The 22,281-nt window shown below is 63.7% G+C and carries 25 protein-coding genes and 1 pseudogene; 12 read left to right on the top strand and 14 right to left on the bottom strand.

The features are described 5' to 3' along the window. The first annotated feature begins 8 nt into the window (after positions 1 to 8). Genes KWG56_RS13900 through KWG56_RS18935 form a run of 3 tightly spaced genes read left to right on the top strand, consistent with a single transcriptional unit; the run spans position 9 to position 2,568 of the window. The gene (locus KWG56_RS13900) at positions 9 to 950 is read left to right on the top strand and encodes a conjugal transfer protein TraF (RefSeq protein ID WP_153923407.1); all 942 of its coding nucleotides are present in this window, start codon (positions 9 to 11) and stop codon (positions 948 to 950) included. A 13-nt stretch (positions 951 to 963) separates the two neighbouring features. After that, a complete protein-coding gene (locus tag KWG56_RS13895; RefSeq protein ID WP_153923406.1) occupies positions 964 to 2,430 on the top strand; it encodes a conjugal transfer protein TraH in 1,467 nt (488 codons plus the stop codon). Positions 2,431 to 2,439: 9 nt separating this feature from the next. Beyond that, positions 2,440 to 2,568, top strand: a complete 129-nt coding sequence (locus tag KWG56_RS18935; RefSeq protein ID WP_257903725.1) for a hypothetical protein — start codon at positions 2,440 to 2,442, stop codon at positions 2,566 to 2,568. Between the two features lie 68 nt (positions 2,569 to 2,636). Here KWG56_RS18935 and KWG56_RS13890 read toward each other — a convergent pair whose 3' ends face one another. Next, entirely contained in the window at positions 2,637 to 2,975 is a 339-nt protein-coding gene (locus KWG56_RS13890; RefSeq protein ID WP_153923404.1) for a hypothetical protein, read from the bottom strand. 152 nt (positions 2,976 to 3,127) lie between these two features. Here KWG56_RS13890 and KWG56_RS13885 point away from each other — a divergent pair, with 152 nt between their 5' ends. Both KWG56_RS13885 and KWG56_RS13880 read left to right on the top strand, forming a co-directional pair. Next, positions 3,128 to 3,784 carry a hypothetical protein gene (locus KWG56_RS13885; RefSeq protein WP_153923403.1) on the top strand — a complete coding sequence of 219 codons (657 nt, stop codon included), beginning with the start codon at positions 3,128 to 3,130 and terminating at the stop codon, positions 3,782 to 3,784. Positions 3,785 to 3,917: 133 nt separating this feature from the next. Then, complete coding sequence (locus KWG56_RS13880; protein ID WP_066521070.1) at positions 3,918 to 4,685, top strand: IS6 family transposase; 768 nt, start codon at positions 3,918 to 3,920, stop codon at positions 4,683 to 4,685. On the opposite strand, the gene KWG56_RS13875 is transcribed toward KWG56_RS13880, so the two are convergent. Together KWG56_RS13875 and tet(G) are read right to left on the bottom strand one after the other, a co-directional pair. Then, the gene (locus KWG56_RS13875; protein WP_244999522.1) at positions 4,682 to 5,374 is read right to left on the bottom strand and encodes a LysR family transcriptional regulator; all 693 of its coding nucleotides are present in this window, start codon (positions 5,372 to 5,374) and stop codon (positions 4,682 to 4,684) included. The genes KWG56_RS13880 and KWG56_RS13875 overlap by 4 nt on opposite strands. Before the next feature lie 56 nt (positions 5,375 to 5,430). After that, positions 5,431 to 6,606 carry a tetracycline efflux MFS transporter Tet(G) gene (gene tet(G), locus KWG56_RS13870; protein WP_001257840.1) on the bottom strand — a complete coding sequence of 392 codons (1,176 nt, stop codon included), beginning with the start codon at positions 6,604 to 6,606 and terminating at the stop codon, positions 5,431 to 5,433. Between the two features lie 103 nt (positions 6,607 to 6,709). Here tet(G) and tetR(G) point away from each other — a divergent pair, with 103 nt between their 5' ends. Then, complete coding sequence (gene tetR(G), locus KWG56_RS13865; RefSeq protein WP_000163574.1) at positions 6,710 to 7,336, top strand: tetracycline resistance transcriptional repressor TetR(G); 627 nt, start codon at positions 6,710 to 6,712, stop codon at positions 7,334 to 7,336. Here tetR(G) and KWG56_RS13860 read toward each other — a convergent pair. The 6 genes and pseudogenes from KWG56_RS13860 to KWG56_RS13835 form a co-directional block, all read right to left on the bottom strand. Beyond that, positions 7,333 to 7,449, bottom strand: a pseudogene (locus tag KWG56_RS13860) (DUF3363 domain-containing protein); the annotation flags it as partial. The gene tetR(G) and the pseudogene KWG56_RS13860 sit on opposite strands and share 4 nt — an antisense overlap. Positions 7,450 to 7,542: 93 nt before the next feature. Further along, entirely contained in the window at positions 7,543 to 8,757 is a 1,215-nt protein-coding gene (floR, locus tag KWG56_RS13855) for a chloramphenicol/florfenicol efflux MFS transporter FloR (RefSeq protein ID WP_000214124.1), read from the bottom strand. A 216-nt stretch (positions 8,758 to 8,973) separates the two neighbouring features. Further along, positions 8,974 to 9,873: a DUF3363 domain-containing protein gene (locus tag KWG56_RS13850; RefSeq protein WP_219352617.1), complete on the bottom strand. Its 900-nt coding sequence runs from the start codon at positions 9,871 to 9,873 to the stop codon at positions 8,974 to 8,976. Positions 9,874 to 9,982: 109 nt separating this feature from the next. Then, positions 9,983 to 10,819 (bottom strand): aminoglycoside O-phosphotransferase APH(6)-Id, encoded by an 837-nt coding sequence (locus KWG56_RS13845; RefSeq protein WP_000480968.1) that lies wholly within the window; start codon positions 10,817 to 10,819, stop codon positions 9,983 to 9,985. Then, a complete protein-coding gene (locus KWG56_RS13840) occupies positions 10,819 to 11,235 on the bottom strand; it encodes a phosphotransferase (protein WP_425331926.1) in 417 nt (138 codons plus the stop codon). Before KWG56_RS13840 ends, KWG56_RS13845 begins: the two co-directional genes overlap by 1 nt. Continuing rightward, positions 11,235 to 12,002: an IS6 family transposase gene (locus KWG56_RS13835; RefSeq protein WP_066521070.1), complete on the bottom strand. Its 768-nt coding sequence runs from the start codon at positions 12,000 to 12,002 to the stop codon at positions 11,235 to 11,237. The genes KWG56_RS13840 and KWG56_RS13835 overlap by 1 nt, the downstream gene beginning before the upstream one ends. Positions 12,003 to 12,074: 72 nt before the next feature. Here KWG56_RS13835 and KWG56_RS13830 point away from each other — a divergent pair, with 72 nt between their 5' ends. From KWG56_RS13830 to KWG56_RS13815, 4 genes are all read left to right on the top strand, one after another. Next, positions 12,075 to 12,914 (top strand): acyltransferase family protein, encoded by an 840-nt coding sequence (locus KWG56_RS13830; protein ID WP_244999521.1) that lies wholly within the window; start codon positions 12,075 to 12,077, stop codon positions 12,912 to 12,914. A 48-nt stretch (positions 12,915 to 12,962) separates the two neighbouring features. After that, positions 12,963 to 13,511 (top strand): CHAP domain-containing protein, encoded by a 549-nt coding sequence (locus KWG56_RS13825; protein ID WP_201098765.1) that lies wholly within the window; start codon positions 12,963 to 12,965, stop codon positions 13,509 to 13,511. A gap of 42 nt (positions 13,512 to 13,553) precedes the next feature. Then, positions 13,554 to 14,351, top strand: coding sequence for a tryptophan 2,3-dioxygenase (locus tag KWG56_RS13820; RefSeq protein WP_219352616.1), 798 nt, complete (start codon positions 13,554 to 13,556; stop codon positions 14,349 to 14,351). Between the two features lie 84 nt (positions 14,352 to 14,435). Beyond that, positions 14,436 to 14,921: a PA2169 family four-helix-bundle protein gene (locus KWG56_RS13815; protein ID WP_219352615.1), complete on the top strand. Its 486-nt coding sequence runs from the start codon at positions 14,436 to 14,438 to the stop codon at positions 14,919 to 14,921. A gap of 75 nt (positions 14,922 to 14,996) precedes the next feature. Here KWG56_RS13815 and rplS read toward each other — a convergent pair whose 3' ends face one another. The 3 genes from rplS to KWG56_RS13800 all read right to left on the bottom strand — a co-directional run bounded on the left by rplS (position 14,997) and on the right by KWG56_RS13800 (position 18,200). Next, complete coding sequence (rplS, locus tag KWG56_RS13810; protein WP_201098759.1) at positions 14,997 to 15,422, bottom strand: 50S ribosomal protein L19; 426 nt, start codon at positions 15,420 to 15,422, stop codon at positions 14,997 to 14,999. Position 15,423: 1 nt separating this feature from the next. Next, the gene (gene trmD, locus KWG56_RS13805; RefSeq protein ID WP_219352614.1) at positions 15,424 to 16,164 is read right to left on the bottom strand and encodes a tRNA (guanosine(37)-N1)-methyltransferase TrmD; all 741 of its coding nucleotides are present in this window, start codon (positions 16,162 to 16,164) and stop codon (positions 15,424 to 15,426) included. A 200-nt stretch (positions 16,165 to 16,364) separates the two neighbouring features. Beyond that, a complete protein-coding gene (locus KWG56_RS13800; protein WP_219352613.1) occupies positions 16,365 to 18,200 on the bottom strand; it encodes a DUF885 domain-containing protein in 1,836 nt (611 codons plus the stop codon). A gap of 172 nt (positions 18,201 to 18,372) precedes the next feature. Here KWG56_RS13800 and KWG56_RS13795 point away from each other — a divergent pair, with 172 nt between their 5' ends. Both KWG56_RS13795 and KWG56_RS13790 read left to right on the top strand, forming a co-directional pair. Next, positions 18,373 to 18,510: an entericidin A/B family lipoprotein gene (locus KWG56_RS13795; protein ID WP_201098793.1), complete on the top strand. Its 138-nt coding sequence runs from the start codon at positions 18,373 to 18,375 to the stop codon at positions 18,508 to 18,510. Positions 18,511 to 18,614: 104 nt separating this feature from the next. Beyond that, entirely contained in the window at positions 18,615 to 19,016 is a 402-nt protein-coding gene (locus KWG56_RS13790) for a YidB family protein (RefSeq protein WP_201098795.1), read from the top strand. Here the strand turns inward: KWG56_RS13790 and KWG56_RS13785 are convergent. Beyond that, positions 19,006 to 20,691 (bottom strand): AmpG family muropeptide MFS transporter, encoded by a 1,686-nt coding sequence (locus tag KWG56_RS13785; protein ID WP_219352612.1) that lies wholly within the window; start codon positions 20,689 to 20,691, stop codon positions 19,006 to 19,008. The two genes, KWG56_RS13790 and KWG56_RS13785, sit on opposite strands and share 11 nt — an antisense overlap. Before the next feature lie 39 nt (positions 20,692 to 20,730). Beyond that, positions 20,731 to 22,251, bottom strand: coding sequence for a response regulator (locus KWG56_RS13780; RefSeq protein ID WP_219352611.1), 1,521 nt, complete (start codon positions 22,249 to 22,251; stop codon positions 20,731 to 20,733). Between the last annotated feature and the right edge of the window lie 30 nt (positions 22,252 to 22,281).

Below are 22,281 nucleotides of genomic sequence, written 5' to 3'. Positions count from 1 at the left end.
TAGACTCCATGATCTCGTTCTCGATCCCGCAACGGTTCGGCTTCGCGATGGCGGCTGGCCTTGCCGCCTCGCTGATGCTGACCGGCCCGGTCCGGGCCCAATCGCCGTATCAGACGCAGCCCGCGCCAGCCGCGAGCGGCGCTTCTGAAGAGTATTGCGGTCGCGACTTGGGCATGTGGTTCTACTGCCAGCGACCTACCCCGCCTGAGCCCGCCGAAGAGGCCGCGCCGCTACCGACTATCAGCGCCGCCACGCCGCCCGAAGTACGCGAGCTGGAGGAGTATCAGCGCCAGCTCGAGGAAGCCCGGTCGATTGCCGTCTGGCGGCCGACGCCAGAGACCGTCGAGCGCTACTACCGTCTGCAGCAGGTCGCCCTGGAACGGGGCGGCCTCTTCGCCGACCACTATAGGCGGCTGACGTGGACCAATCCGGATCTCGACTACACCGTGCGCCGGCCGGTGACAGAAGTGGCCAAGCATGGCTGGACCGATGACCGCATGGCGGATCGGGACCTGTTCTTGCGCGGGGTGTCGACCCGCGTCGGGGTCTTCTACGTCTACCGGGGCAGCTGCGGCGCCTGCACGATCGCCAGTCCGATCGTAAAGGCCTTCTCCGATCGCTACGGGATGACGGTGCGCGCGGTGTCGGCCGACGGCGCGCCGAACCCGCACTTCCCCGGCGCGGTGCGTGACCAGGGCCAGCTGGCGGCGTGGGGCGTGCGGCAAACGACGCCGGCGCTCCTGTTCTTCCAACAGTCCGACATGGATCCGCGCACAGGTCAGATCCGGCCGACGCGGGTCCGCGGGAGCAACGGTCAAATCCTCGAGCTGCTGCCGTGCCTCAAGCCCCAGGGTTGTCTGACCTACGCCGGGGCCGGTGTCATGGCGATGGACGACATCGCCGAACGTCTTTTCGTCCTGCTCTCCAAAGAGCCGGGCACAGATTTCTAAAGGAGCAACGCTCATGAAGCGCAAGAACGACCATCGCGCGCCCGGCGCTGATCCTATCGCCAAGTTGAAGGGCCGACGTCGGCGCCGGGCCGCGCTGGCCAGCGTCGTCGCGGCCTCCTTCACGCTCCTGTCGAGCGCAGCGCCCGCAAGCGACGTGAACAGCAGCATGGACACCTATTGGTCCAGTTCGCTGGGTTCGGCGAACGTCACCGGCCCGACTGCCTTCCAGGGGCAGAGCGCTGGCTATTACACGCTGGGCAACATGGCGGTGCGGACGCCGCAGGAAACGACCCAGATCGGGTCGATCCAGATGCCGTCCGTTCGCGCCGGCTGCGGCGGTATCGACATTTTCACCGGCGGTTTCTCCTTCATCAACAGCGACCAGCTGGTCGCCCACATGAAGTCGGTCGCGTCGAACGCGATCAGCTATGCCTTCATGCTGGCGCTGAAGAGCCTGTCCCCCATCGTGGCTGACCAGATCGAGTCGCTGCAGAAGCTGGCCAACGAGGTCAACGCCCAGAACATGAGCTCCTGCCAGCAGGCGCAGGCCCTCGTAGGCGGGCTGTGGGGCCGGAGCGACACGGCCTCCATGCAGGTCTGCACGGACCTTTCCACGTATCGCGGCTTCTACTCCGACCGGATTGCGGCCCGACATGACTGCCCGAACCGCCTGGCCCAGAACCTCAACAACCTTCCGGCCCAGGACAAGAAGTCGATCCCGGTCAACAAGAACATCGCCTGGGAGGCGACCAAGCAGCATCCGCTTCTGGCGGGCGACCGCGAGTTGGCCGAACTGATGATGACGTTGACCGGGACGATCATCTACCGCTGCCCGGACAACAACGGGTGCATCATCGACGTGATTCCGGCCGACGCCGACGACGACGGCGTCATCACCAAGCTGCTGGACGGCGGGAGCCTCCGGACGCACCGCTGCGACACGGTCGAACTCTGCCTGAACCCGGTCAAATACGGCGGCTCGCAGAACCTGGTGGCCAGCAAGGCGCTGAAGAACCGCGTTGAGGCCATGCTTCGGGGCATCGTGGGCAAGATCCAGGCGCGGCAGACGCTCAACGCGCAGGAACAGGACTTCCTGAACATGGTGAGCCTGCCCGTCTACAAGATGGCCAGCGTCTACACGGCCCAGCAAGGCGCAGCGGCCGCCGGCACTCTGGCGCAATACTCGGACATCATCGCGCTGGACCTCCTCTACACCTGGCTCAACCGGTCGGTGTCCATGGTCGAGGACGGGGCTCGCAACATGGTCGGCATGGACGAGGGCCAGCTGAACCAGTGGCGCGCGAGCATCGACACCGTCCGCCAGAACATCGGCGCCAAGCAGTCCCTCGTTGCAGAGAAGACGTCGTCGATCGAGGCGATGATCTCCCGCACTCAGCAGGCTGAACAGGTCCTGACCGCCCGCATTGGCACGCGGATTGGAGACGCGATCGCGTTCTCCGCTTCGCAGACCCCGAACTAAGGACACCCCATGGAAACGGTCGGCGGCGTGATCGATGCTCATCGACCGGCCGATACCTCGCTCTGGAACAGCCGGAATGTCGAGGACACTCAGCAGGAACAAGGTAGCGCCCGTCTGGGCCGCCGGTACGGCACGTGACCGCACAAGAAAACGGCCGCCCGGTGAGGGGCGGCCGTTCTATCGTCTGCGAATTCGTGGGAGCCGCTTCAGCCCTGCGAACGGCGAGCTTTCAGCAGTCGGTTCGCATTGAGGACAGTGATGTAGGGCACGGCGAGAAACAGAAGCAGTCCCAGCGAAAGCAACGCCAGTGGGTTCCCCGTCTCCAAGGCGTAGGAGATTCCCCAAAACACCGCCCCCAGGAGGGCCACGGTCATGATGGCGGCGAACACATAGGTCGCGACCGCCCCGGCTATCAGTCCCGGACCCGCGAGCGCGAAATTCAGCTGGGCCTCCAAGACGCGCTGGGCTTGCGGCGACAGGTTCAAAGACGAAGGGGCGGCTTGCATGGCATCGGTCTCCTTGGTGTTCTTGTTCGGTTCTACCACGACGGCCTCCATGCAACTAGGACGGCAACATCATCTCGCAGATCGCGCAAAACGCCAAGCGTGCCCGGATCTGTGACGCTGCACTTACGTCGACCACCCTCGACGTGGGATATTTCAACATCGTTTCCAAGTGAGGGTAGGGGTTCCCACCAATGAAGATGAAATCCATCGCGGCCGCCGCCGCCGCGCTCCTCGCAGCCGCCGGCATCGCCAGCGCTGCAGAAGCGCAAAACCGTCAGCGCAGCTATCAAGCCTACGCAATCATCGACATCGAGACGGAAGCCGCCAAGGGCGTGATTATCGACGCTGCAGAACGCGTCCTTGAGGGCTACGCCAGCGACTTTCAGTCGAACCGTCCGATCGCCGTCCAGACTCCGGAGCAACCCGGCCGCTTCGTGCTGTCGAACCCGCTGGCGGAGAGCCGCCTTGCCGGACTTGCCGCCCTGGGCGGGGTCAGCACTCAGCAGTTCATGGTCGCGACCTGCGACGGCGCTGTCTGGACCGCCCACGTCACGCGCCGGGTCTCGGGCAGCCAGGAGCTGCGCACCACGCTCTGCCTGTTCCCCTACGCGCGTGAGGACCGGCAGGGTTATCACCTGAACATGTTCGCCAGCGACACCGCGATGAGCGGTGGCGGCGTGACCGAACGCCTCGGCCGGGCTCTGGCCAACCGTCTGGTCGGGACGCCGCAGGAGTTCACGGAAAACATGCTCCGAGGGACGGTGCAGGCCATCGAAGCTCGCACCGGCGCCTCCGCAATCCTCATCGAAGGCGAGCCGGAAATCCCGGGTCTGGCCTGGAAGCGGTAACTCGCGTGCACACCGCCAACGAACTGGACTCCTGCGGTCAGAACGAGTGGGCGCCTCGAGCCACGCTGGGCGGCTCTGTTGCAAACTGATCCGATTTTCGGTGATCTGTCTTGCCGAGAGTGAGGGTGGCGCGATGTCAGGGTTCAAAGGGCGGCATTTTGAGGGTGAGATCGTGCTTTGGGCGGTGCGATGGTACTGCCGGTATGGCATCAGCTACCGGGATCTTGAGCAGATGATGGGCGAACGTGGCGTGAATGTTGACCATTCCACGATCTACCGCTGGGTTCAGAGATACGCCCCGGAGATCGAGAAGCGGCTGCGCTGGCAATGGCGCCGCCCTGCCTCGACGAGTTGGCGGGTCGATGAGACCTATATCAAGGTTCGTGGTGCCTGGACGTATCTGTATCGCGCGGTCGACAAGGACGGGAACACGATCGATTTTTATCTCTCGCCAACGCGGAATACGAAGGCTGCGAAGCGTTTCCTGGGCAAGGCGCTGGGCGGGTTGAAGGACTGGGAGAAACCCGAGATCATCAATACCGATAAGGCGCCGACCTACACCGCCGCCATTGCTGAACTGAAAGCGGAAGGCAAATGTCCCAAGGATACCCAGCATCGCCAGGTGAAGTATCTGAACAACGTCGTTGAGGCTGACCATGGCAAGCTGAAGCAGCTGATCCGGCCGGTGCGGGGTTTCAAGACACTGAAGACGGCGTATGCGACGATCAAAGGCTTCGAGGTGATGCGGGCCCTGCGCAAGGGACAGGCAGCTGCCTTCAATCTCACCCGCGACATTTGCGGCGAGGCGCGGCTGGTCGAGCGTGCCTTCGGCCTCGGCGCTTGCGCCCTCACCGAAGCCATTCAACTCATCGGCAAACGGATGGAACTTGAAGCAGCCTAATGGGCACCGCTCGAACAGCCATGAGACGAACTGCGCCCGTCATCACAGTTTGCAACAGAGCCCGGTCCAGTGCCGCCATGCCGGACAAGGAACGTCTCGCCTGCCAAATCGGGCCATGTGACGGCTGACCGCTTGGCGAGCGGATGCCGTTCCGGTAGCACCGCCAAGAGCGGTTCGGTCCATGTGCGACGGGAATGGCAGTCGGGTGGTTGGGGCGTGCCCGCGACGAACGCCACGTCCAACCTGCCGGCGCGAAGCTGCACCACCGCTTCACGGGCCGGGCCTTCGGCGATCTCGACTTCAACATCGGGGTAATCCTTGCGGTATTGGCCGATCAGCTTTGCGAGGAAGCTATGCGGAATCAGGGCATGGATACCGATACGAAGCCGGCCGCTTTCTCCGGCTGCCGCCATGCCGGCGGTTTTCACCGCATGGTCGAGTTGGTCAATACCTACGGCTATCCGCTCGACGAAATGGCGTCCGGCCTCGGTCAGCCGAACGCCGCGCGCATGACGCTCGAACAAGAGGATGCCGAGGTCTTCTTCCAGTGCCTTCACGCGGGCGCTGACGCTGGACTGTGCAACGCCGAGCGCGTTGGCGGCGTGACGGAAGTTGAGATATTCGGCGACAGCGAGAGTGTGAACTAAGGTCATCATTGGCACTCGCCCCGAAAGGAGATGATTGCTCAACAGATTTAATCCGTCATTTCTCCTAAGTCTACGCATGCCAAATCGCCATGACTAAATCACAATGAAGTTGCGAATGGTCTGCGTAGTATTGGCAGACATATTAAATAGAGGATCGCGCCGACAATCCAAACCCAACCGTTCCATGCCCCGGCGGTGGCAGAATAGAGTGCTGTGAAGCCAAGCGGTCCTGCGATAGAGCTTAGATTGGTGAGGCTCGTTAGCGTTCCTTGCAAAGCCCCTTGCTTGTTACTGCTGACATTGTTTGAGAGCATTGCCTGCAAGGCCGGCATGCCAACACCCCCGGCGGCAAGCAGCAACAGAATCGGGAACACCATCCATCCCTGCGTGGCAAAAGCCAGAAGAACGAAGCCAGTCGCATCCGCAGCCATGCCAAACAGCAGCGTGCGCCGCTCTCCAAGCCGGCTTGAAAGCGGGCCGGTAACAAACGCTTGGAAGATCGCATGTGTTGCCCCAAACGCCGCGAGCGACAAACCAACGGTCGCGGTGTTCCACTGAAAACGGTCCTCGCCATATATGACCCATAGGGCTGCAGGCACTTGGCCGATCAGTTGAATAATGAAGAAAACTGCGAAAAGCGCACCTAGCCCGCGCAATGCATCATCCAGCCGTAACAGAACGAATGGTTTGATGCGAACCGGCTTTCCGGTCCCGCCATGGCTGTGATGAGTCTCCTTGAGGAAAATGCAGGCAAGCAGGAACGCGAACCCGTTGAGAAGGGCGGCGGCGATAAACGGGGCATGAGCAGAGATACCACCGAGCATGCCACCAAGTGCTGGCCCGGCAATCATGCCCGCCCCATAACAGGCCCCCATGTAGCCGAACCAGCGTGCGCGAGAACCTTCCCCCGTCGAATCGGCAATGGTTGAGGCTGCTACAGCTCCGGTTGCGCCCGTGACGCCGGACACGAGTCGGCCGATATAGAGCACCCATAAGACCGGCGCTGATGCCATAATCGTGTAATCGACTGCGGCTCCTGCAAGAGAAGCCAGAAGTACCGGACGCCGACCGTAAGAATCCGAAAGCTGTCCAAGCATGGGCGCGAAGACGACCTGCATCAATGCATAGAGCGACAGCAAGGCACCATAGTGTCCAGCGACCTGCTCTGCTGGCACAAGCTCACGCAGAAGCGTCGGAAGGACGGGCATGATGAGGCCGAGACCCATGGCGTCAAGACCCACGATCAGCAGGGCAATGATGGCAGAGCTGCGCACCTGAAACTCCAGCGCCGCTCAATGGAGCGACTTTATCAACGATAAGGAGATGGACATAGAACTTATCGGTGATAAATTGTCAAGCACTGGCGAAGGAACGTGAATGACCAAACTGGACAAGGGCACCGTGATCGCGGCGGCGCTAGAGCTGTTGAACGAGGTTGGCATGGACAGCCTGACGACGCGGAAGCTCGCTGAACGCCTCAAGGTTCAGCAGCCTGCGCTTTACTGGCATTTCCAGAACAAGCGAGCGCTGCTTGATGCGCTCGCCGAGGCGATGCTGGCGGAACGCCATACCCGCTCGCTACCCGAAGAGAATGAGGACTGGCGGGTGTTCCTGAAAGAGAATGCCCTGAGCTTCAGAACGGCGTTGCTCTCTTATCGGGACGGCGCGCGTATCCATGCCGGCACTCGACCGACAGAACCGAATTTTGGCACCGCCGAGACGCAAATACGCTTTCTCTGCGCGGAGGGCTTTTGTCCGAAGCGCGCCGTTTGGGCGCTCCGGGCGGTCAGTCACTATGTGGTCGGTTCCGTTCTCGAGCAGCAGGCATCTGATGCCGATGAGAGAGTTCCGGACAGGCCAGATGTGTCCGAGCAAGCACCGTCGTCCTTCCTGCACGATCTGTTTCACGAGTTGGAAACAGACGGCATGGATGCTGCGTTCAACTTCGGACTCGACAGCCTCATCGCTGGTTTCGAGCGGCTGCGTTCATCTACAACAGATTAGAGGCTTATGCCCCTTTGCCGCCCCAACTGCCACGACACCGATCCGCTTTGCACGATGCCCATGACCTCACGGCCGAGCTGGCGGTCGATGACCGGCCGCCACGGGACAAGGGAAATGAGCGGTATCTTGCCAGACAGGATACCGCCATTCACGAGGTTTCGAAGATTATTGCGCCGCATCGGAGCGGGCTTGCTTCCAGTCGTCGGCTAGACGACTGGCGACTTCTCGGTGGCAGCATCACGGGATCGAAGGAGCGCCAGCCCCAACGACACCAGCACTGCCATTGCCGTGGCGTAACAAATCACGGGCCACGCTGTATCGCCGTTTAACAGCGTCACCGCCAATGTCCCGACGATACTGACTATCAGGCTTTGGATGCAGAAGTAGAACGCAACCGCTGATCCAGCGATGTCGTCGAACTGCGCAAGTGCGCCGTTGGCGGTAACGGACACCGTGAAGACAATGCCGACCGCGACAACCCACATCGGCAGGATGAAGCTGAAAAATGACGGCGATCCGAAAAGTTGGCCGATCCCCAACAGGATCGCGCCGGAAACGAGCAACGCCATCCCGCGCGCTACGCATCCCGCGATACCCCATTTGGCAACGAAGGACTTTGCGAAGCGGGTTGTCGTGACCATGACCAGCGCGACAGTCGCGAAGGCCAAGCTAAATCCGATCTCGGAATAGCCGGCTTGGCCTATGAGAACACGGGGGGCTGTCGAGAAGAAAACGAAGAATGTGCCCATGCCGGCACTAAATCCGACCGTGTAAACCCAAAAGGCCGGACTCGCGAAGATCGGCAAAACAGATCGTTGCGTTCTGGCCTGATCCAACGGTCGGGTTTCATGCCACCTGAAACTGGCGTTTAAGAGTGCGAGCGAAGCCAGTGCAGCCAGTGTGATGAAGATCGCCTGCCATCCCCAAAACTCGCCGATCAGCGCACCGGCTATAGGGCCGAGCGCAGGCACGAACGCCAGAATCGAACTGAAAAGGCCGTAGATGACGGCACCTTCGGGACGATTGGCATATACGTCGCGCACGGTCGCGAAGGTGGCCACCAGCATGGCCGATGCTCCAACAGCCTGAACCAGACGAAACGCAACAAAGGCTAATGCAGTTGAAGAACAAGCCGCTCCCAGAGACGCAGCAACGAAAGCCGTTGCGCCTACAAGCAGGATCGGCCGTCGCCCGACGCGATCGGAGAGTGGCCCAAAGATCACTTGGCCCACACCGAGCATCACCATGTAGAGGCTCAACGTGAGTTGGATTATGGATGGAGTCGTGTTCAGGACGCCCGGCATCGCCGGAACGACTGGAAGATAAATATCCATCGCCAGCGAGGCGAGGATGTCGAAGGGAGCCATAAGCAGCAAGGCTGCCGGCAGCGTATAGGCCCACGCGGGGCGTGTGGTGGTCATGACGAATCAACCGCTCGATTAAGGATACCGGGCAGCGTCTGCTCGTCAGCAATCAGATGGGATTGGTCTTACAGAGCGCCGCAACAACAATTCTGATGTTGCGGCTTACTTGTCTGCTGACTTGGAATTTCCCATGCTGATGGCTCCACGATTACGAAATTGAATAGCAGCTCTTATCGAATTAGTTGTTGCGTTGCAATGCGGTATCGTTGGCTCCTATAGCCCCAACCCCCGCTGCCGCCCTAACTGCCACGACACCGAACCGCCCTGCATGATACCCGCGACCTCGCGGCCGAGCTGGCGGTCGATGATCGGCCGCCACGGGACAAGGGTGAACTCGTGGCTCTTTTCCACGATGGCGAACTTGCCGCTCGTTAGCTGGACAGTCCCGGTGAACTTGCCGCTGACACTCTCACCATCCTTGGCGGCGCGGAACGGCAGCGCCTTGCCCTCGGCCATCTCCGCACCGGCGCGCGCAACTTCCCGCTCGCGCAGGGTGGCGAGAAGATTGCGCCGGTAGAAGATTCGGCCGTCCCTGTTGCGCGTGGCGTCGCGCTGTTCGATATGATGCTCGCGGCGCTGGTCCATGGCTTCGCGGACCTGTTGCCCGAAGCCGGTCGGCGCAAGGTCGGCCGTTTCGCCATGGACCAATCGCCGGTCCAGCCATGTCGCGCAGTCCGAACGTATCTGCCTTTGCAGATCAACCGGGGAAAGCACGCGAACGCTGGCCTGCCGGTCGCGGCCGGTATCGTAATCAGCCGCGCGGCTGACCAGATCATCTGGGATGCGCCATTGGTCGGCGTCGATGCGCTCGACGATGCCGGCCCGGCGCAGCGCCTCCAGCCGCCGGACATGGGCATCGATATAGCCCTCATCGTCGCCGCCGGGAACGCGGCCCTCGAATTTCGCCTGCTCCAGATGGCGGCTCGGCCGATAGATGCCGTCCTCGGCGATGGCGGTGATGGTGCGGTCGGACGGCCGGGGTGCCACCTCGGCCGGGCCGATCTGGATGACGCTGCCAATGCGGGCGTCCTCCAGCCGCTCGGGCGTGATGCCGGCGATGTGGTGCGTCCTACCGTCGATCCCGTCCACCACGATTGTCAGGTTCTCGCCCAACTCGGGGTCGTTTGCGGGAGAGGGCGAAATCCTACGCTAAGGCTTTGGCCAACGATATTCTCCGGTAAGATTGATGTGTTCCCAGGGGATAGGAGAAGTCGCTTGATATCTAGTATGACGTCTGTCGCACCTGCTTGATCGCGGCCGCGATAGCTAGATCGCGTTGCTCCTCTTCTCCATCCGCGTTCCAAGCTGCGGAAAGGCACCCATAAGCGTACGCCTGGTCGAGCAGGCGACGCGGATCGACGTCCAGCGCACGAGAGAATGCGTCCGCCATCTGTGCAATGCGTCTAGGATCGAGACAAAGGTCGTCTCTGTCAGCCGGATCGTAGAACATATTGGCGGCGCCAAAGCCCACTTCACCGACCAGACCGACGGGATCTATCACCAGCCAGCCGCGACTGGAGAACATGATGTTTTCATGATGCAGATCGCCATGTAGCCCACGCAGTTCCGAGGCATTGCTCATCATTTGATCGGCTATAATCGCCGCGTGGACGTAGTCAGTTTGACAACCTGCGTTTTGATCATCGCGCGCCCGCTGAAACAAAGCTGCAAAGCGATCCCGGATCGGGAGAAGGGCAGAAGGCAGGGGTTCCTCAGATGCGGCATACAGCTTCGCCATTAGTTCCGCTGCAATTTCGGTCGCCTGGTAGTCGCCGTGCTCGGCAACGATGTGAGAGAGCATTCGCTCCCCGGCATATTCGAGCAACATCAGATTGTTCTCACGACCGAGCAACCGGACTGCTCCCCTCCCATTGCGCCATACCAGATAGTCGGCCCCGCGCAGTTCATCAGCAATGTCTTCTATAGGTTTCAATCCCTTGACGATTGCAGGAGTCCCGTCTGGCAATGAAACTTTCCAAACGAGGCTGGAAAAGGTGTCCGCAATGAGAACAGGTTGCGAAACGTGCCAATGAGCAGGAAAAACAGGCGGCATGAACATCAACCCCAAGTCAGAGGGTCCAATCGCAGATAGAAGGCAAGGCGTTCGCGGTCGGGGGCTTCGATCCCCAATACATTGAATAGGACAGCGAAGGCGCGCTCTGCTTCATCTGGCGCTGCCCAGTTCTCTTCGGCGTTAGCAATCATGAGTGCCAAATCGGCATAGCGATCTGCTGTTCCGAGCCGCCCAAGGTCGATCAGACCCGTGCATTGAAGAGTTTTAGGGTCCACCATGAAGTTCGGCATGCAGGGATCACCATGGCAAACAACCATATCGGTGCGCTCTTGGTCGAGCCGCACCGGTAGCTCTCGTTCGACACGAGCCAAAAGATCGAGCTGCGGCGTACTCTTGTCGGCTCTGTTGCAAACTGTGATGACGGGCGCAGTTCGTCTCATGGCTGTTCGAGCGGTGCCCATTAGGCTGCTTCAAGTTCCATCCGTTTGCCGATGAGTTGAATGGCTTCGGTGAGGGCGCAAGCGCCGAGGCCGAAGGCACGCTCGACCAGCCGCGCCTCGCCGCAAATGTCGCGGGTGAGATTGAAGGCAGCTGCCTGTCCCTTGCGCAGGGCCCGCATCACCTCGAAGCCTTTGATCGTCGCATACGCCGTCTTCAGTGTCTTGAAACCCCGCACCGGCCGGATCAGCTGCTTCAGCTTGCCATGGTCAGCCTCAACGACGTTGTTCAGATACTTCACCTGGCGATGCTGGGTATCCTTGGGACATTTGCCTTCCGCTTTCAGTTCAGCAATGGCGGCGGTGTAGGTCGGCGCCTTATCGGTATTGATGATCTCGGGTTTCTCCCAGTCCTTCAACCCGCCCAGCGCCTTGCCCAGGAAACGCTTCGCAGCCTTCGTATTCCGCGTTGGCGAGAGATAAAAATCGATCGTGTTCCCGTCCTTGTCGACCGCGCGATACAGATACGTCCAGGCACCACGAACCTTGATATAGGTCTCATCGACCCGCCAACTCGTCGAGGCAGGGCGGCGCCATTGCCAGCGCAGCCGCTTCTCGATCTCCGGGGCGTATCTCTGAACCCAGCGGTAGATCGTGGAATGGTCAACATTCACGCCACGTTCGCCCATCATCTGCTCAAGATCCCGGTAGCTGATGCCATACCGGCAGTACCATCGCACCGCCCAAAGCACGATCTCACCCTCAAAATGCCGCCCTTTGAACCCTGACATCGCGCCACCCTCACTCTCGGCAAGACAGATCACCGAAAATCGGATCAGTTTGCAACAGAGCCCCTGATCGGGGTGGGGCTTCTGGCCGCCGCGGCCCTGATCGCGGGCATGAGCGTGGACGGCAATGTGCTGAGCTGGCCCGCGCTGCCGGCCAATCTGCTGATGCTGCACGCCTGGGGGCTGGCGCCGGTGGCGGGGTGGAACCACCCGTCCTGGTCGATCTCGGCGGAATGGTTCGCCTATCTGTGCTTCCCCCTGTTCGCCTTTGTCTTCTGGCGGCTGCGCGACAAGCCCGTGGCGGCGGTCGTGGGGGCGGCGGCCTTCCTGACCGTGCTCTATTTCGTGTTCGAACAGGTTGCGGGCTTCCCCCTGACCGAGGCGACCTTCCGCTGGGGCGCGCTGCGGATCGTGCCTTGCTTCGCCCTGGGCTGCGCCCTGTACCTGGTTTACCGCAAGGCCCCGCTGAAGGCGCCGTGGACGGCGTCGGCGGCCTCCTTCGCCCTGATGATCCTGAGCGCCGCCCTGGGCCTGTGGGACGGGATCACCGTCCTGTTCGCCGGCGCGCTGATCCTGTCATTGGCCTCGCTGCCGAACGCGCGGGCCGGGGTGCTGGCGTCCAGACCCGCCGTCTATCTGGGGGAGATCAGCTATTCGGTCTATATGGTCTGCGTGCCGTGGAAGCTGCTGTCGATCAATCTCGCGGCCAAGCTGACGGACGCCCCGGACAAGCAACTTCACATTTTTGTGTGGTTGGCGATTTTGGCGCTTTTGCCGGTCGTGGCGGCGGTGTCCTATCACCTGGTCGAACGCCCGGCCCGCAAGGCTTTGCGGGGGATGGCCGATCGGCGGAAAAAGTCGTCAAGTCAGAAAAAATCCAACGACGATACGCCGGAAAGGGTTTTTCAATCCTGACGTGGTGTGGTGTAACCGCCACAACGACGGGCAGCATACAGTTACAGCATGTTTAAACGGCTCAAAGCCGCTGCGGTTGCAGCGACCCTAGGTTTCGTCACGCTGGGCGCCGTCCCATCCGCCGCGAACGCCAGCGAGCCGTATTGGCAGTGCGTGACCTTCGCGCGCATGTTCTCGGGCATCAACATCTTCGGCGACGCCTGGACCTGGTGGCGTCAGGCCACCTCCAACTTCCGCACCGGCAAGGCGCCTGAAACCGGCTCGGTCCTGGTCTTCCGCCCCGAGGGCCGCATGAGCCGGGGCCACGTCGCCGTCGTCTCCGACATCCTGACTGACCGCGTGGTCCGCGTGACCCACGCCAACTGGGGCGGCAGCCGCGGCAAGGTCGAGGAAAACGTCACCGTCGTCGACGTCTCGCCAGCCAACGACTGGTCGCAGGTCAAGGTCTGGTACAATCCGATCAACGGCCTGGGCACCACCGTCTATCCGACCTACGGCTTCATCTACAAAGGCGCGCGCGACGCCTTCGACGCGGGCCGCCAGATCGCCGCCAATGCGACCGCCCAACCCCAGCCTCAGGCGCCGGGCCAGCACTAAGCCCGACTTGCGCGCCATCCCCTTGCGGGCGATAGGCTAGGCATGACCCAATCCAGCGACATCACCTACGCCGGTTATCTGGCGTTGGACGACCTGCTTTCGGCCCAGCACCCGCTGTCGGACGAACACGACGAGATGCTGTTCGTCGTCATCCACCAGACCAAGGAGCTGTGGCTCAAGCAGATTCTGCACGAGGTGGCCCTGGCCCAGACCATGGTGCGCAGCGGCGATCTGGTGCCCGCCTACAAGAGCCTGGCGCGGGTGTCGCGCATCCAGGCGGTGATGACCCAGAGCTGGGACATCCTGTCGACCATGACCCCGTCGGACTATCTGCGGTTCCGGGGGTCGCTCGGCTCGTCCTCCGGTTTCCAGAGCGACCAGTTCCGCCGGTTCGAGGCCATGCTGGGCCTGAAGGACTCCAGCTTCCTGAAGTTCCACGTCGACCGGCCCCAGGCCCATGAGGCGCTGAAGGCCGCCATCGCCGCGCCCAGCCTGTATGACGACGCCCTGGCCCAGTTGGCCATCGCGGGCCTGCCGGTGCCCGTCTCGGTGCTGAACCGCGACGTGACCCAGCCCTATGAGCCGTCAGAGGCGGTCGAGGCGGCCTGGCTGGAGGTTTATCGCGACACCGAACGCTGGTGGCCCCTGTATCAGCTGGCCGAGAAGCTGGTCGATCTGGACGACGCCCTGCTGACCTGGCGGCACAAGCATGTGGTCACGGTCGAGCGGATCATCGGTCGTCGTCGTGGGACGGGCGGAACGGAAGGCGCGGCCTATCTGGCCTCGACCCTGACCAAGCGTTGCTTCCCCGAGCTGTGGTCGCTGCGCACCAAGCTCTGACGCTGTTTTGATCGCGGCGCGGCAACCTTCGCTGCGCCCGTTCATTTCGCCGGTTCACCGCAACAGCGGAAAGGAGCGAGCGAGATGAGCAATCCCAACGCCCACGACATCAAGGTATTGAACGGACTGATCGAAACCACGCTGGACAGCGCCGACGGTTATCGCGAAGCCGCCGGGGAAACCCAGGACGCCCATTATCGCGACCTGTTCGAACGCCGCAACGCTGAACGCGCCAAGGTGGTCGACGACCTGTCCGCCGCCGTGCGCGGCCTGGGCGGTGATCCGGAATCATCCGGCTCCATCCTGGCCAAGGCCCACCGCGCCTTTCTGGACGTGAAACACGCCCTGCTGCGCAATGATGATTCCGTCGTCGGCTCGATCAACAGCGGCGAAAACTTCATCGCCGACAAGTTCGAAAAGTCGCTGGAGGACGGCGCCATCTCGGCCACCACGCGCGAGATCATTCGCCGCGCCTATGCCGCGATCAAGACCGGGCACGATCAGATGGAGGGGCTGAAACACAGCCTGGAGGGCCAGCGCGACGCCTCCAACCCGCTGTTTCCGAACTAGCGGATCCGCATCGTCCAAAGAAAAAGGCCCCGGCGCGATCGCCGGGGCCTTCGTCTATTCCGTCAGAAGCAGGATTTATGCTTCTTCGCTGGGCTTGTCGGCCGATCCGGTGACCGGAACGACGGCGCCCTTGGCCGGACGAACGGTCTGACGCTCGGCGATGCGCGCCGACTTACCGCGACGGTCGCGCAGATAGTACAGCTTGGCGCGACGCACGACGCCGCGGCGCTTCACTTCGATCGACTCGACGTTCGGCGACAGGATGGGGAACTTGCGCTCGACGCCTTCGCCGAACGAAATCTTGCGGACCGTGAAGGTCTCGTTCACGCCACCGCCGTCACGGGCGATGCAGACGCCTTCGAAGGCCTGAACGCGCTCGCGCTCGCCTTCCTTGATCTTCACGTTGACGCGCAGGGTGTCGCCGGGCTGGAAGTCCGGGATCTTGCGGTCGCCCAGAACGCGGGCTTTTTCTTCGGCAGCGATCTGCTGAACGATATTCATTCTATTTCTCCTCGAGCTTTGCGCTCTTTACCTGTGATTTGGCGGAATGCGCTTCCCAGAGGTCTGGGCGGCGTTCCCGCGTCGTTAGCTCCCGTTGCGCCTGACGCCATTGGTCGACCTTCTTGTGGTCGCCCGACAGCAGCACTTCGGGAATATCCAGCCCCTCGAACGTCCGCGGTCGCGTGTACTGCGGGTGTTCCAGAAGCCCATCCTCGAAGCTTTCGGACGACAGGCTGTCGCCTGAGCCGAGCACGCCGGGGATCAGCCTTACGCACGCCTCGATCGCGACCATCGCCGCCGCCTCGCCGCCGGCGAGAACCGCGTCTCCGACCGAGACCTCCTCGAACCCGCGTGCGTCAAGCACCCGCTGGTCCACCCCCTCGAAACGGCCGCACAGCACGACGATCCCGTCGGCCCCACCCTTTTCAGGCGAGACCCATTCCTTGACGCGCGCCTGGGTCAGGGGCCTGCCCCTGGCGCTCATGTACAAAAGCGGCCGCTTTGGTCCCGACAGGCTATCGACCGCCCGAGCCACAACGTCCGCCTTAAGCACAGCACCTGGCCCGCCACCCGCAGGGGTGTCGTCCAGGAAGCCGCGCGTATCTGTGGAAAAGGCGCGGATGTCAACCGTTTCAAGCTCCCACAGCCCCCTCTCGCGCCAGGCCGTGCCGATCAGCGACACGCCGAGCGGGCCGGGAAAGGCGTCGGGGAACATGGTCAGGACGGTGGCAGTGAAGGGCATGGCGGCGGCTCATACACATAAAGTCGGAAAAATCCGACTCTGACCTTTCCCTCCCCGTGCCGGGGAGGGTGGCTGAGCGGAGCGAGGCCGGGTGGGGAGGGCCGGCGGCCAAGCGGGCTGCGCGCCTGAAATGCGTCTCCCTGCCGTCCCCACCCGGTCGCTTCGCGACCACCCTCCCACGAAGGGGAGGGAGAGGCCGTTTAGTTCGCTGGCTTGCCGCCGCCCGCTGCGATCCAAGCGTTGACCTGATCCTCCAGCACGTCCAGCGGCACGGAGCCGGAACCCAGCACAACGGCGTGGAAGTCCTTGATGTCGAACCGGTCGCCCAGGGACGCACGGGCCTTGTCGCGCAGTTCCTCGATCTTCAGTTCGCCGATCTTGTAGCTGGTCGCCTGGCCGGGGTTGGTGATGTAGCGCTCGACTTCCTTGACGATGTCGCGCTCCGACAGCAGCGAGTTCTGGCGGAAATAGTCGATCGCCTGTTCACGGCTCCAGCGTTTGGCGTGCAGGCCCGTGTCGGTCACCAGGCGCACCGCCCGCCACAGCTCGGTCGAGAGACGGCCGAAGTCGGAATAAGGGTCCTGATAGAAGCCCATCTCCTTGCCCAGACGCTCTGCATAAAGTCCCCAACCCTCGGCGTATGCGCCGTAACCCCCGAAACGACGGAAGCGCGGCAGGCCCTCGATCTCCTGGGCGTAGGCGATCTGGAAATGGTGGCCCGGCGCGCCCTCGTGATAGCTGATGCCCTCGATCTGGGGCTTCAGGACCTGGGTCATGTCCGACAGGTTCACGTAATAGATGCCGGGGCGCGAACCGTCAGGGGCGGGGGCGTTATAGAAGGCGATGGCGGCCGTCGCCTCGCGGAACGGTTCGACCGCGCGGACCTCCAGCGCCGCCTTGGGCAGGGTCGAGAACCACTGCGGCGCCACGTCCATCACCTGGGCGACGAAGGCGCGGGCGTCGGTCAGATACTGCTCCTTGCCCTCCGGCGTGTTCGGATACTGGAAGCGCGGATCGGTCTTCAGGAAGACGAAGAAGTCCTGCAGCGAGCCGTTGAAGCCGATCTGGGCCTTGACGACCTCCATCTCGCGCTGGATGCGGGCGACCTCCTGCAGGCCCGTCTGGTGGATCTGGTCGGCGGTCAGATCGGTCGTGGTCGAGAGCTGGAGGCGGGCGTTGTAATAGGCCTCGCCGTCCGGCAGGCGCCAGACGCCGGCGTCGCTGTCGGCTTGGGGCTGAACCTCGGTCAGGGCGGTCAGGACCGTCTCGAACCCGCGCTTGTAGGAGCCGGTCAGGGCGGTGCGGGCCGAGGCCAGCAGCCGGTCCTTGGCCGCCTGGTCCGTGTCGAGGGCAGCGACCTTCTTCTGGAAGTCGGCCCAGACCGGGTTGTCGGCGCCGGTGTCGAATGGGGCGCCGGTGATGACGTTGCGGGTGCTGTCCAGCGAGGGCTGGAAGACGAACCGGGGCGAGACGACGCCGGCGGCGGCGCGCGTCTTCAGGGTGGCGGCGACCTGATCCATCTGGCGCTCGGCGTCGTTCAGACGGGCCACATAGGCCTCGGCGTCCGAGACGCTGGCGACGCGGTGATTATTGATCAGGAAGATCGGCAGGTTGGTCGTCGGATTGCCCATGGCCGTGAACTGGAAGCTCCAGTTGCGCCACTGGTTGGAGGTGCGCGCCTGTTCAACGCCGTATTCGAACATCCGCCACGACAGTTTCGCCTGCGGGCTGAGCTTGGCCGGATCGAACTGGGCCTTCATCTGGGCCAACTGGGCCTCCTGCAGCGCCAGGGCCCGGTCGGCGGCGGCGTCGGAGACATCATCCAGCTTGTCGTAGTCGGTCTTCAGGCCCAGGGCGGTCATTGACTGGGGACTGAGGGCGATGCGGGCCTGGAAGGCCTGTTCGAAGAAGGCGTTCAGCCGGGCGTCCTCGCTCTGGGCCGCTGCTGCCGGAGCGACAGATGTGGTCTGGGCCAAGGCCGGCGCACCGGACAGGACGGCCATGACGGCCACGGACGAAATCAGGAAACGACGCATCAACAACCCCTCAGAAGCGAAGCGGGCAGCTTCGACGCCATCGGCGCCCGGCGCAATGGCCTGCGCCGTTTCGGCATTGCGGTGTTCCGTCGCTGTCCGCCGACGAGGCCATGCAACCGGAAACCGCGATCGGCGTTTCGACAGCTTGACCATACAAGAAGGGGTTCTCTCCATGCGCAAGATCATCGCTCTGTCCGTCGTCGCCGCCGCCCTGGCCGTGTCGGCCTGCAACACCATTTCCGGCGTCGGACGCGATGTGGCGGCGGCGGGTTCGGCCGTCAGCTCGACCGCCGAGAGCGCCAAGAAATAGTCGAGACAACGCCCTGCCGACCGGCCGATCCTGCGGGACCAGTCGTTCTCGGCGCCGTCATCTGACGGTGTTATGCTCGGACTGACCTCAACAGGAGACAGACTATGGGCTTTCTCGACAACGTATTGAACGGTCTGGGCGATGACGCCGCGGGCGGTCTGGGCGATCTGCTGAAAGGGCAGGGCGGCGTCGGCGGTCTGGTGGAGAAATTCAACCAGGCCGGGCTTGGCGACGTGGTCGGCTCCTGGGTCGGCAAGGGCGCCAACGCCGCAATTTCGGCCGAGCAGATCCAGGCCGTCATCGGCCATGGCCCTATCGCCGACATCGCCGCCAAGATGGGCATCTCGCCGCAACAGGCCAGCGAAACCCTGGCCGGACTGTTGCCCGAGGCCATCGACCGGCTGACGCCGGGCGGTCAGACCGCCGGGGCCGATGACCTGTTGAACAAACTGCCGGGCGGTCTTGGCGGCCTGGGCGGAATGATCGGCGGCTTCCTCAAGCGCTGAGGGACTTGGCCGCCTTGCGGGTTTCCAGCGTCAGTCTGATCCATTCCAGCGCGCAGAACAGCACGGCGATCAGACCCAGCGCGGCGGCGAACTGGAACATGGGCGCAAACCCTGCCCGATCCACCAGTTCGCCGAGCGGCGCCCGCCCCAGGGTGCCGATCAACAGGGCCAAAGAGGTGAAGACGGCGAACTGAACCGCGCCGAACAACCGGTTCGACAGCGCCGACAGATAGGCGACGAAGGCCGCGCCCGCAAAGCCGCCCGCGATGTTCTCGCCCGCGATGGCGGCCATCAGCCGGGCCAGGGGCTCGCCGACGCCGAAGGTTCCGAACAGGGCATAGAGGCCGGTGGCCCGCATGAAGGGGTCGATCACCGGCGCGCCCATCGCCAGATCCATCATCAGCAGATTGGTCGCGGCGCTGATGACCGCGCCGATCAGCAGGCAGGGCATCCGGCCGATGACCAGCAGGGCCCATCCGCCCAGGGCGATGCCCAGCAGGGTCATGAAGACGCCGAAGGTCTTTGACGCCAGGGCGACCTCGGTCATGGTGTGGCCCAGGGCGCCGCCCTCTGTCCCCATATAGAAGGGATAGGCGAAAGGCCCCCACACGCCGTCGGTGATCCGATAGCTGAGGATCAGGCCCAGCACGATCACCGCGCCCCAGCCCAGACGTCCCATCAACTCGACCAGGGGCGCCAGAATGGCGTCATAAAAGCGCTCGCCCAGGCCGCCTTGGGCGGCGGAGGCGGAGGCGACGGTCTTGCGCCCGCGCCAGACCAGGCCGCCCGCCAGGATAGCAGGCAGCAGGACGGCGGCGGCGACGATCAGCGGCCCCCAGGTCTGGATGAAGGTTCCGGCGCTGGGCGCGGGCGTGGTCGTCAGGGCTGAAACCATGAAACGGATCAACATGAAGGCGGCCCAGCCCCAGGCCGCAAGCGTGATGATCAGGGCCGCGCGGCGCAGGCCGGGCGTCGCAACCCGCTCCCGCGCGATCGCTTGAGCAGCCTCGCGCTCGGGTTCGGGGGCGATGAAGGCGCCGATCAGCCCAAGGCCCATCAGGCCCGCACCGATCAGGAAGGTCGAAGGCCAGCCTAGCACATCGGCCAGGATCAAGGCGCCCGCGCCGCCGACAAGGGCGGCCGTGCGGAAGCCCAGTTGATAGACCGCCGACAGCAGGTCCACCGGCGCGCGGTCGTCCGCCGCCTCGATCCGCCAGGTGTCGATGACGATATCCTGCGTCGCCGAGACGAAGGCGCCGACGGCGGCAGCCAGGGCCAGGGCGCCGATGGCGTTGCTGGCGGGGTGGGACACGGCGATGACGACGAAGGTCAGAGCCAGAATGATCTGGCAGACGATCATCCAGGATCGTCTCTGCCCCAATCGCCCGACGCCGGGCAGACGCAGCCCGACAGCCGGGGACCACAGAAACTTGAAGGCGCCGAACAGGCCGACCCACGACAGGACGCCGATGGTGGCCACCGACACGTTCACCGCCGTCAACCACGCGTTCAACGTGCCGAACAGCATGGCGAAGGGCAGGCCGGAAGAGAAGCCCAGCAGCAGCATGGCCAGGGTGCGCCGCTCGCGGAAAGCGGCTTTCAGAACGCCCAGTCCCTTGGGTTGAGGTCGAAGCGCCGCGACCTCAGAAGCGGGCGTTGATGTCTGGTCGTTCATGCACGGCTCCGACGGCGGCCAAAACGCGGACGCCTGTATTCATCCGACCTTGGCGTGTCCGTCGGCGTTCGTCCAGCGGGCCAGAGCGGCGCGGAGCGAGGCGGCGTCCAGCGGCTTGACCAGATGGTCGTTCATCCCGGCCTCCAGACAGGCCCGGCGGTCCTCGGCGAAGGCGTTGGCGGTCAGGGCCAGGATGGGCGTCGAATCACCCGCGGCCCGGATGGCGCGCGCGGCGGCTGGGCCGTCCATGCCCGGCATGCGCATGTCCATGAAGACCAGATCATAACGGGCGCGGCTGACGGCCTCGACCGCCTCGGCGCCCGTGGCTGCGGTTTCGACGACGCAGCCCTCGCGGCGCAACAGGGTGCGGGCCAGAAGGGCGCCGACCGGATTGTCCTCGGCTAAAAGCACCCGCGTGCCGGCGAAACGGGCCGGGGCGACGCGGTCGTCTTCGGGCGAAGGGGCGGGGGCTGCGGCCTCGCTGGCGACGTTGCCGACGGCGGCCAGGACCCGCTCGACCAATGAGGCGCGGCGCAGGGGCTTGATCAGATAGCCATGGAAGCCAGCGGACCGATAACGGGCGATCAGGTCACGCTCGGACGGCTTCAGCAGGATGATGGCGCGGCCCGTCTCGGGATGGGGCGCCAGCCCAGCTTTTGGCGCGCTGGCGTGATCGATCAGGGCGACCGGCGCGTCAGCCGCGACCAAGCCGCCGGAGGCCGCGATCTGTTCGACGGCGGCCGACAGGATGAAGGGGTGAGGCGAGCGCACGGCTACGGTCTGGCCCTCAAGCGGACGGCCGCGAGGCGCAGCGACGACATCGAACGGGGCGATGAAGCGGAAACGGGCGCCGGGGCCGTCGGGCCGATCCTCGACCTGGACGGTCCCGTCCATGGCGGCGGCCAGTTTGCGCACGACCGCCAGACCCAGGCCCGCGCCGTCATGGCGCACGGCGTCCGACGAATCGGCATGGCCGAACTCCTCGAAGATGCGGTCGCGGGCTTCAGGGGCGACGCCCGGTCCGGTGTCGTCGACGATGAAGGCCAGGCGCGGGCGGTTTGGATCGGTGTCTGCGCATTCGACCGATATCCGCACCCCGCCGTTTTCAGTGAACTTGACCGCATTGCCCGCCAGATTGAACAGGACCTGACGCAGGCGCCCTTCGTCGGCCAGAATGTCCGGCGTGTCGGCGGCGACGGACCAGACGATCTCCAGCCCCTTGTCATGGGCGCGGGGGCTGAGCAATTCGGCGACGCCGCGCACCAGCCCCTCCAGATCGACCGGCACCAGATCGAACTCCAGCGCGTGGGCCTCCAGCCGGGCATAGTCGAGCAGGTCGTTGACCAGACCCAGCAGATGCTCCGCCGATTGGCGTGCGGTTTCTGCATAGGCGCGCTGGGCGCCGTTCAGCGGGGTGTTCTGCAACAGATTGATCATGCCGATGACGCCGTTCAGGGGCGTGCGCATCTCGTGGCTCATCAGCCGCAGGAATTGCTGGGCGGGATCGACGGCGTCCGCTGCGCCGTTCTCGATCAGGTTCGCTGTTGTCCGTCGCGCCATGGCCGCTCTCCGTAGGGCGGTGAGGATAGG

This window comes from Brevundimonas nasdae (assembly GCF_019395145.1).
GTDB lineage: Bacteria > Pseudomonadota > Alphaproteobacteria > Caulobacterales > Caulobacteraceae > Brevundimonas > Brevundimonas nasdae.
The sequence above is the reverse complement of the archived record's forward strand: the minus strand, read 5'-3'. Positions and strand labels throughout refer to the sequence as shown.

Excerpts from the sequence above, each read along its gene's own strand:
- KWG56_RS13900 (WP_153923407.1), top strand. The coding sequence starts at position 9 with ATGATCTCGTTCTCGATCCCGCAACGGTTCGGCTTCGCGATGGCGGCT.
- KWG56_RS13895 (WP_153923406.1), top strand. The coding sequence starts at position 964 with ATGAAGCGCAAGAACGACCATCGCGCGCCCGGCGCTGATCCTATCGCC.
- KWG56_RS18935 (WP_257903725.1), top strand. The coding sequence starts at position 2,440 with ATGGAAACGGTCGGCGGCGTGATCGATGCTCATCGACCGGCCGATACC.
- KWG56_RS13885 (WP_153923403.1), top strand. The coding sequence starts at position 3,128 with ATGAAGATGAAATCCATCGCGGCCGCCGCCGCCGCGCTCCTCGCAGCC.
- KWG56_RS13880 (WP_066521070.1), top strand. The coding sequence starts at position 3,918 with ATGTCAGGGTTCAAAGGGCGGCATTTTGAGGGTGAGATCGTGCTTTGG.
- floR (WP_000214124.1), bottom strand. The coding sequence starts at position 8,757 with ATGACCACCACACGCCCCGCGTGGGCCTATACGCTGCCGGCAGCCTTG.
- KWG56_RS13845 (WP_000480968.1), bottom strand. The coding sequence starts at position 10,819 with ATGTTCATGCCGCCTGTTTTTCCTGCTCATTGGCACGTTTCGCAACCT.
- KWG56_RS13840 (WP_425331926.1), bottom strand. The coding sequence starts at position 11,235 with ATGGGCACCGCTCGAACAGCCATGAGACGAACTGCGCCCGTCATCACA.
- KWG56_RS13835 (WP_066521070.1), bottom strand. The coding sequence starts at position 12,002 with ATGTCAGGGTTCAAAGGGCGGCATTTTGAGGGTGAGATCGTGCTTTGG.
- KWG56_RS13825 (WP_201098765.1), top strand. The coding sequence starts at position 12,963 with ATGTTTAAACGGCTCAAAGCCGCTGCGGTTGCAGCGACCCTAGGTTTC.
- KWG56_RS13820 (WP_219352616.1), top strand. The coding sequence starts at position 13,554 with ATGACCCAATCCAGCGACATCACCTACGCCGGTTATCTGGCGTTGGAC.
- KWG56_RS13815 (WP_219352615.1), top strand. The coding sequence starts at position 14,436 with ATGAGCAATCCCAACGCCCACGACATCAAGGTATTGAACGGACTGATC.
- rplS (WP_201098759.1), bottom strand. The coding sequence starts at position 15,422 with ATGAATATCGTTCAGCAGATCGCTGCCGAAGAAAAAGCCCGCGTTCTG.
- trmD (WP_219352614.1), bottom strand. The coding sequence starts at position 16,164 with ATGCCCTTCACTGCCACCGTCCTGACCATGTTCCCCGACGCCTTTCCC.
- KWG56_RS13800 (WP_219352613.1), bottom strand. The coding sequence starts at position 18,200 with ATGCGTCGTTTCCTGATTTCGTCCGTGGCCGTCATGGCCGTCCTGTCC.
- KWG56_RS13795 (WP_201098793.1), top strand. The coding sequence starts at position 18,373 with ATGCGCAAGATCATCGCTCTGTCCGTCGTCGCCGCCGCCCTGGCCGTG.
- KWG56_RS13790 (WP_201098795.1), top strand. The coding sequence starts at position 18,615 with ATGGGCTTTCTCGACAACGTATTGAACGGTCTGGGCGATGACGCCGCG.
- KWG56_RS13785 (WP_219352612.1), bottom strand. The coding sequence starts at position 20,691 with ATGAACGACCAGACATCAACGCCCGCTTCTGAGGTCGCGGCGCTTCGA.
- KWG56_RS13780 (WP_219352611.1), bottom strand. The coding sequence starts at position 22,251 with ATGGCGCGACGGACAACAGCGAACCTGATCGAGAACGGCGCAGCGGAC.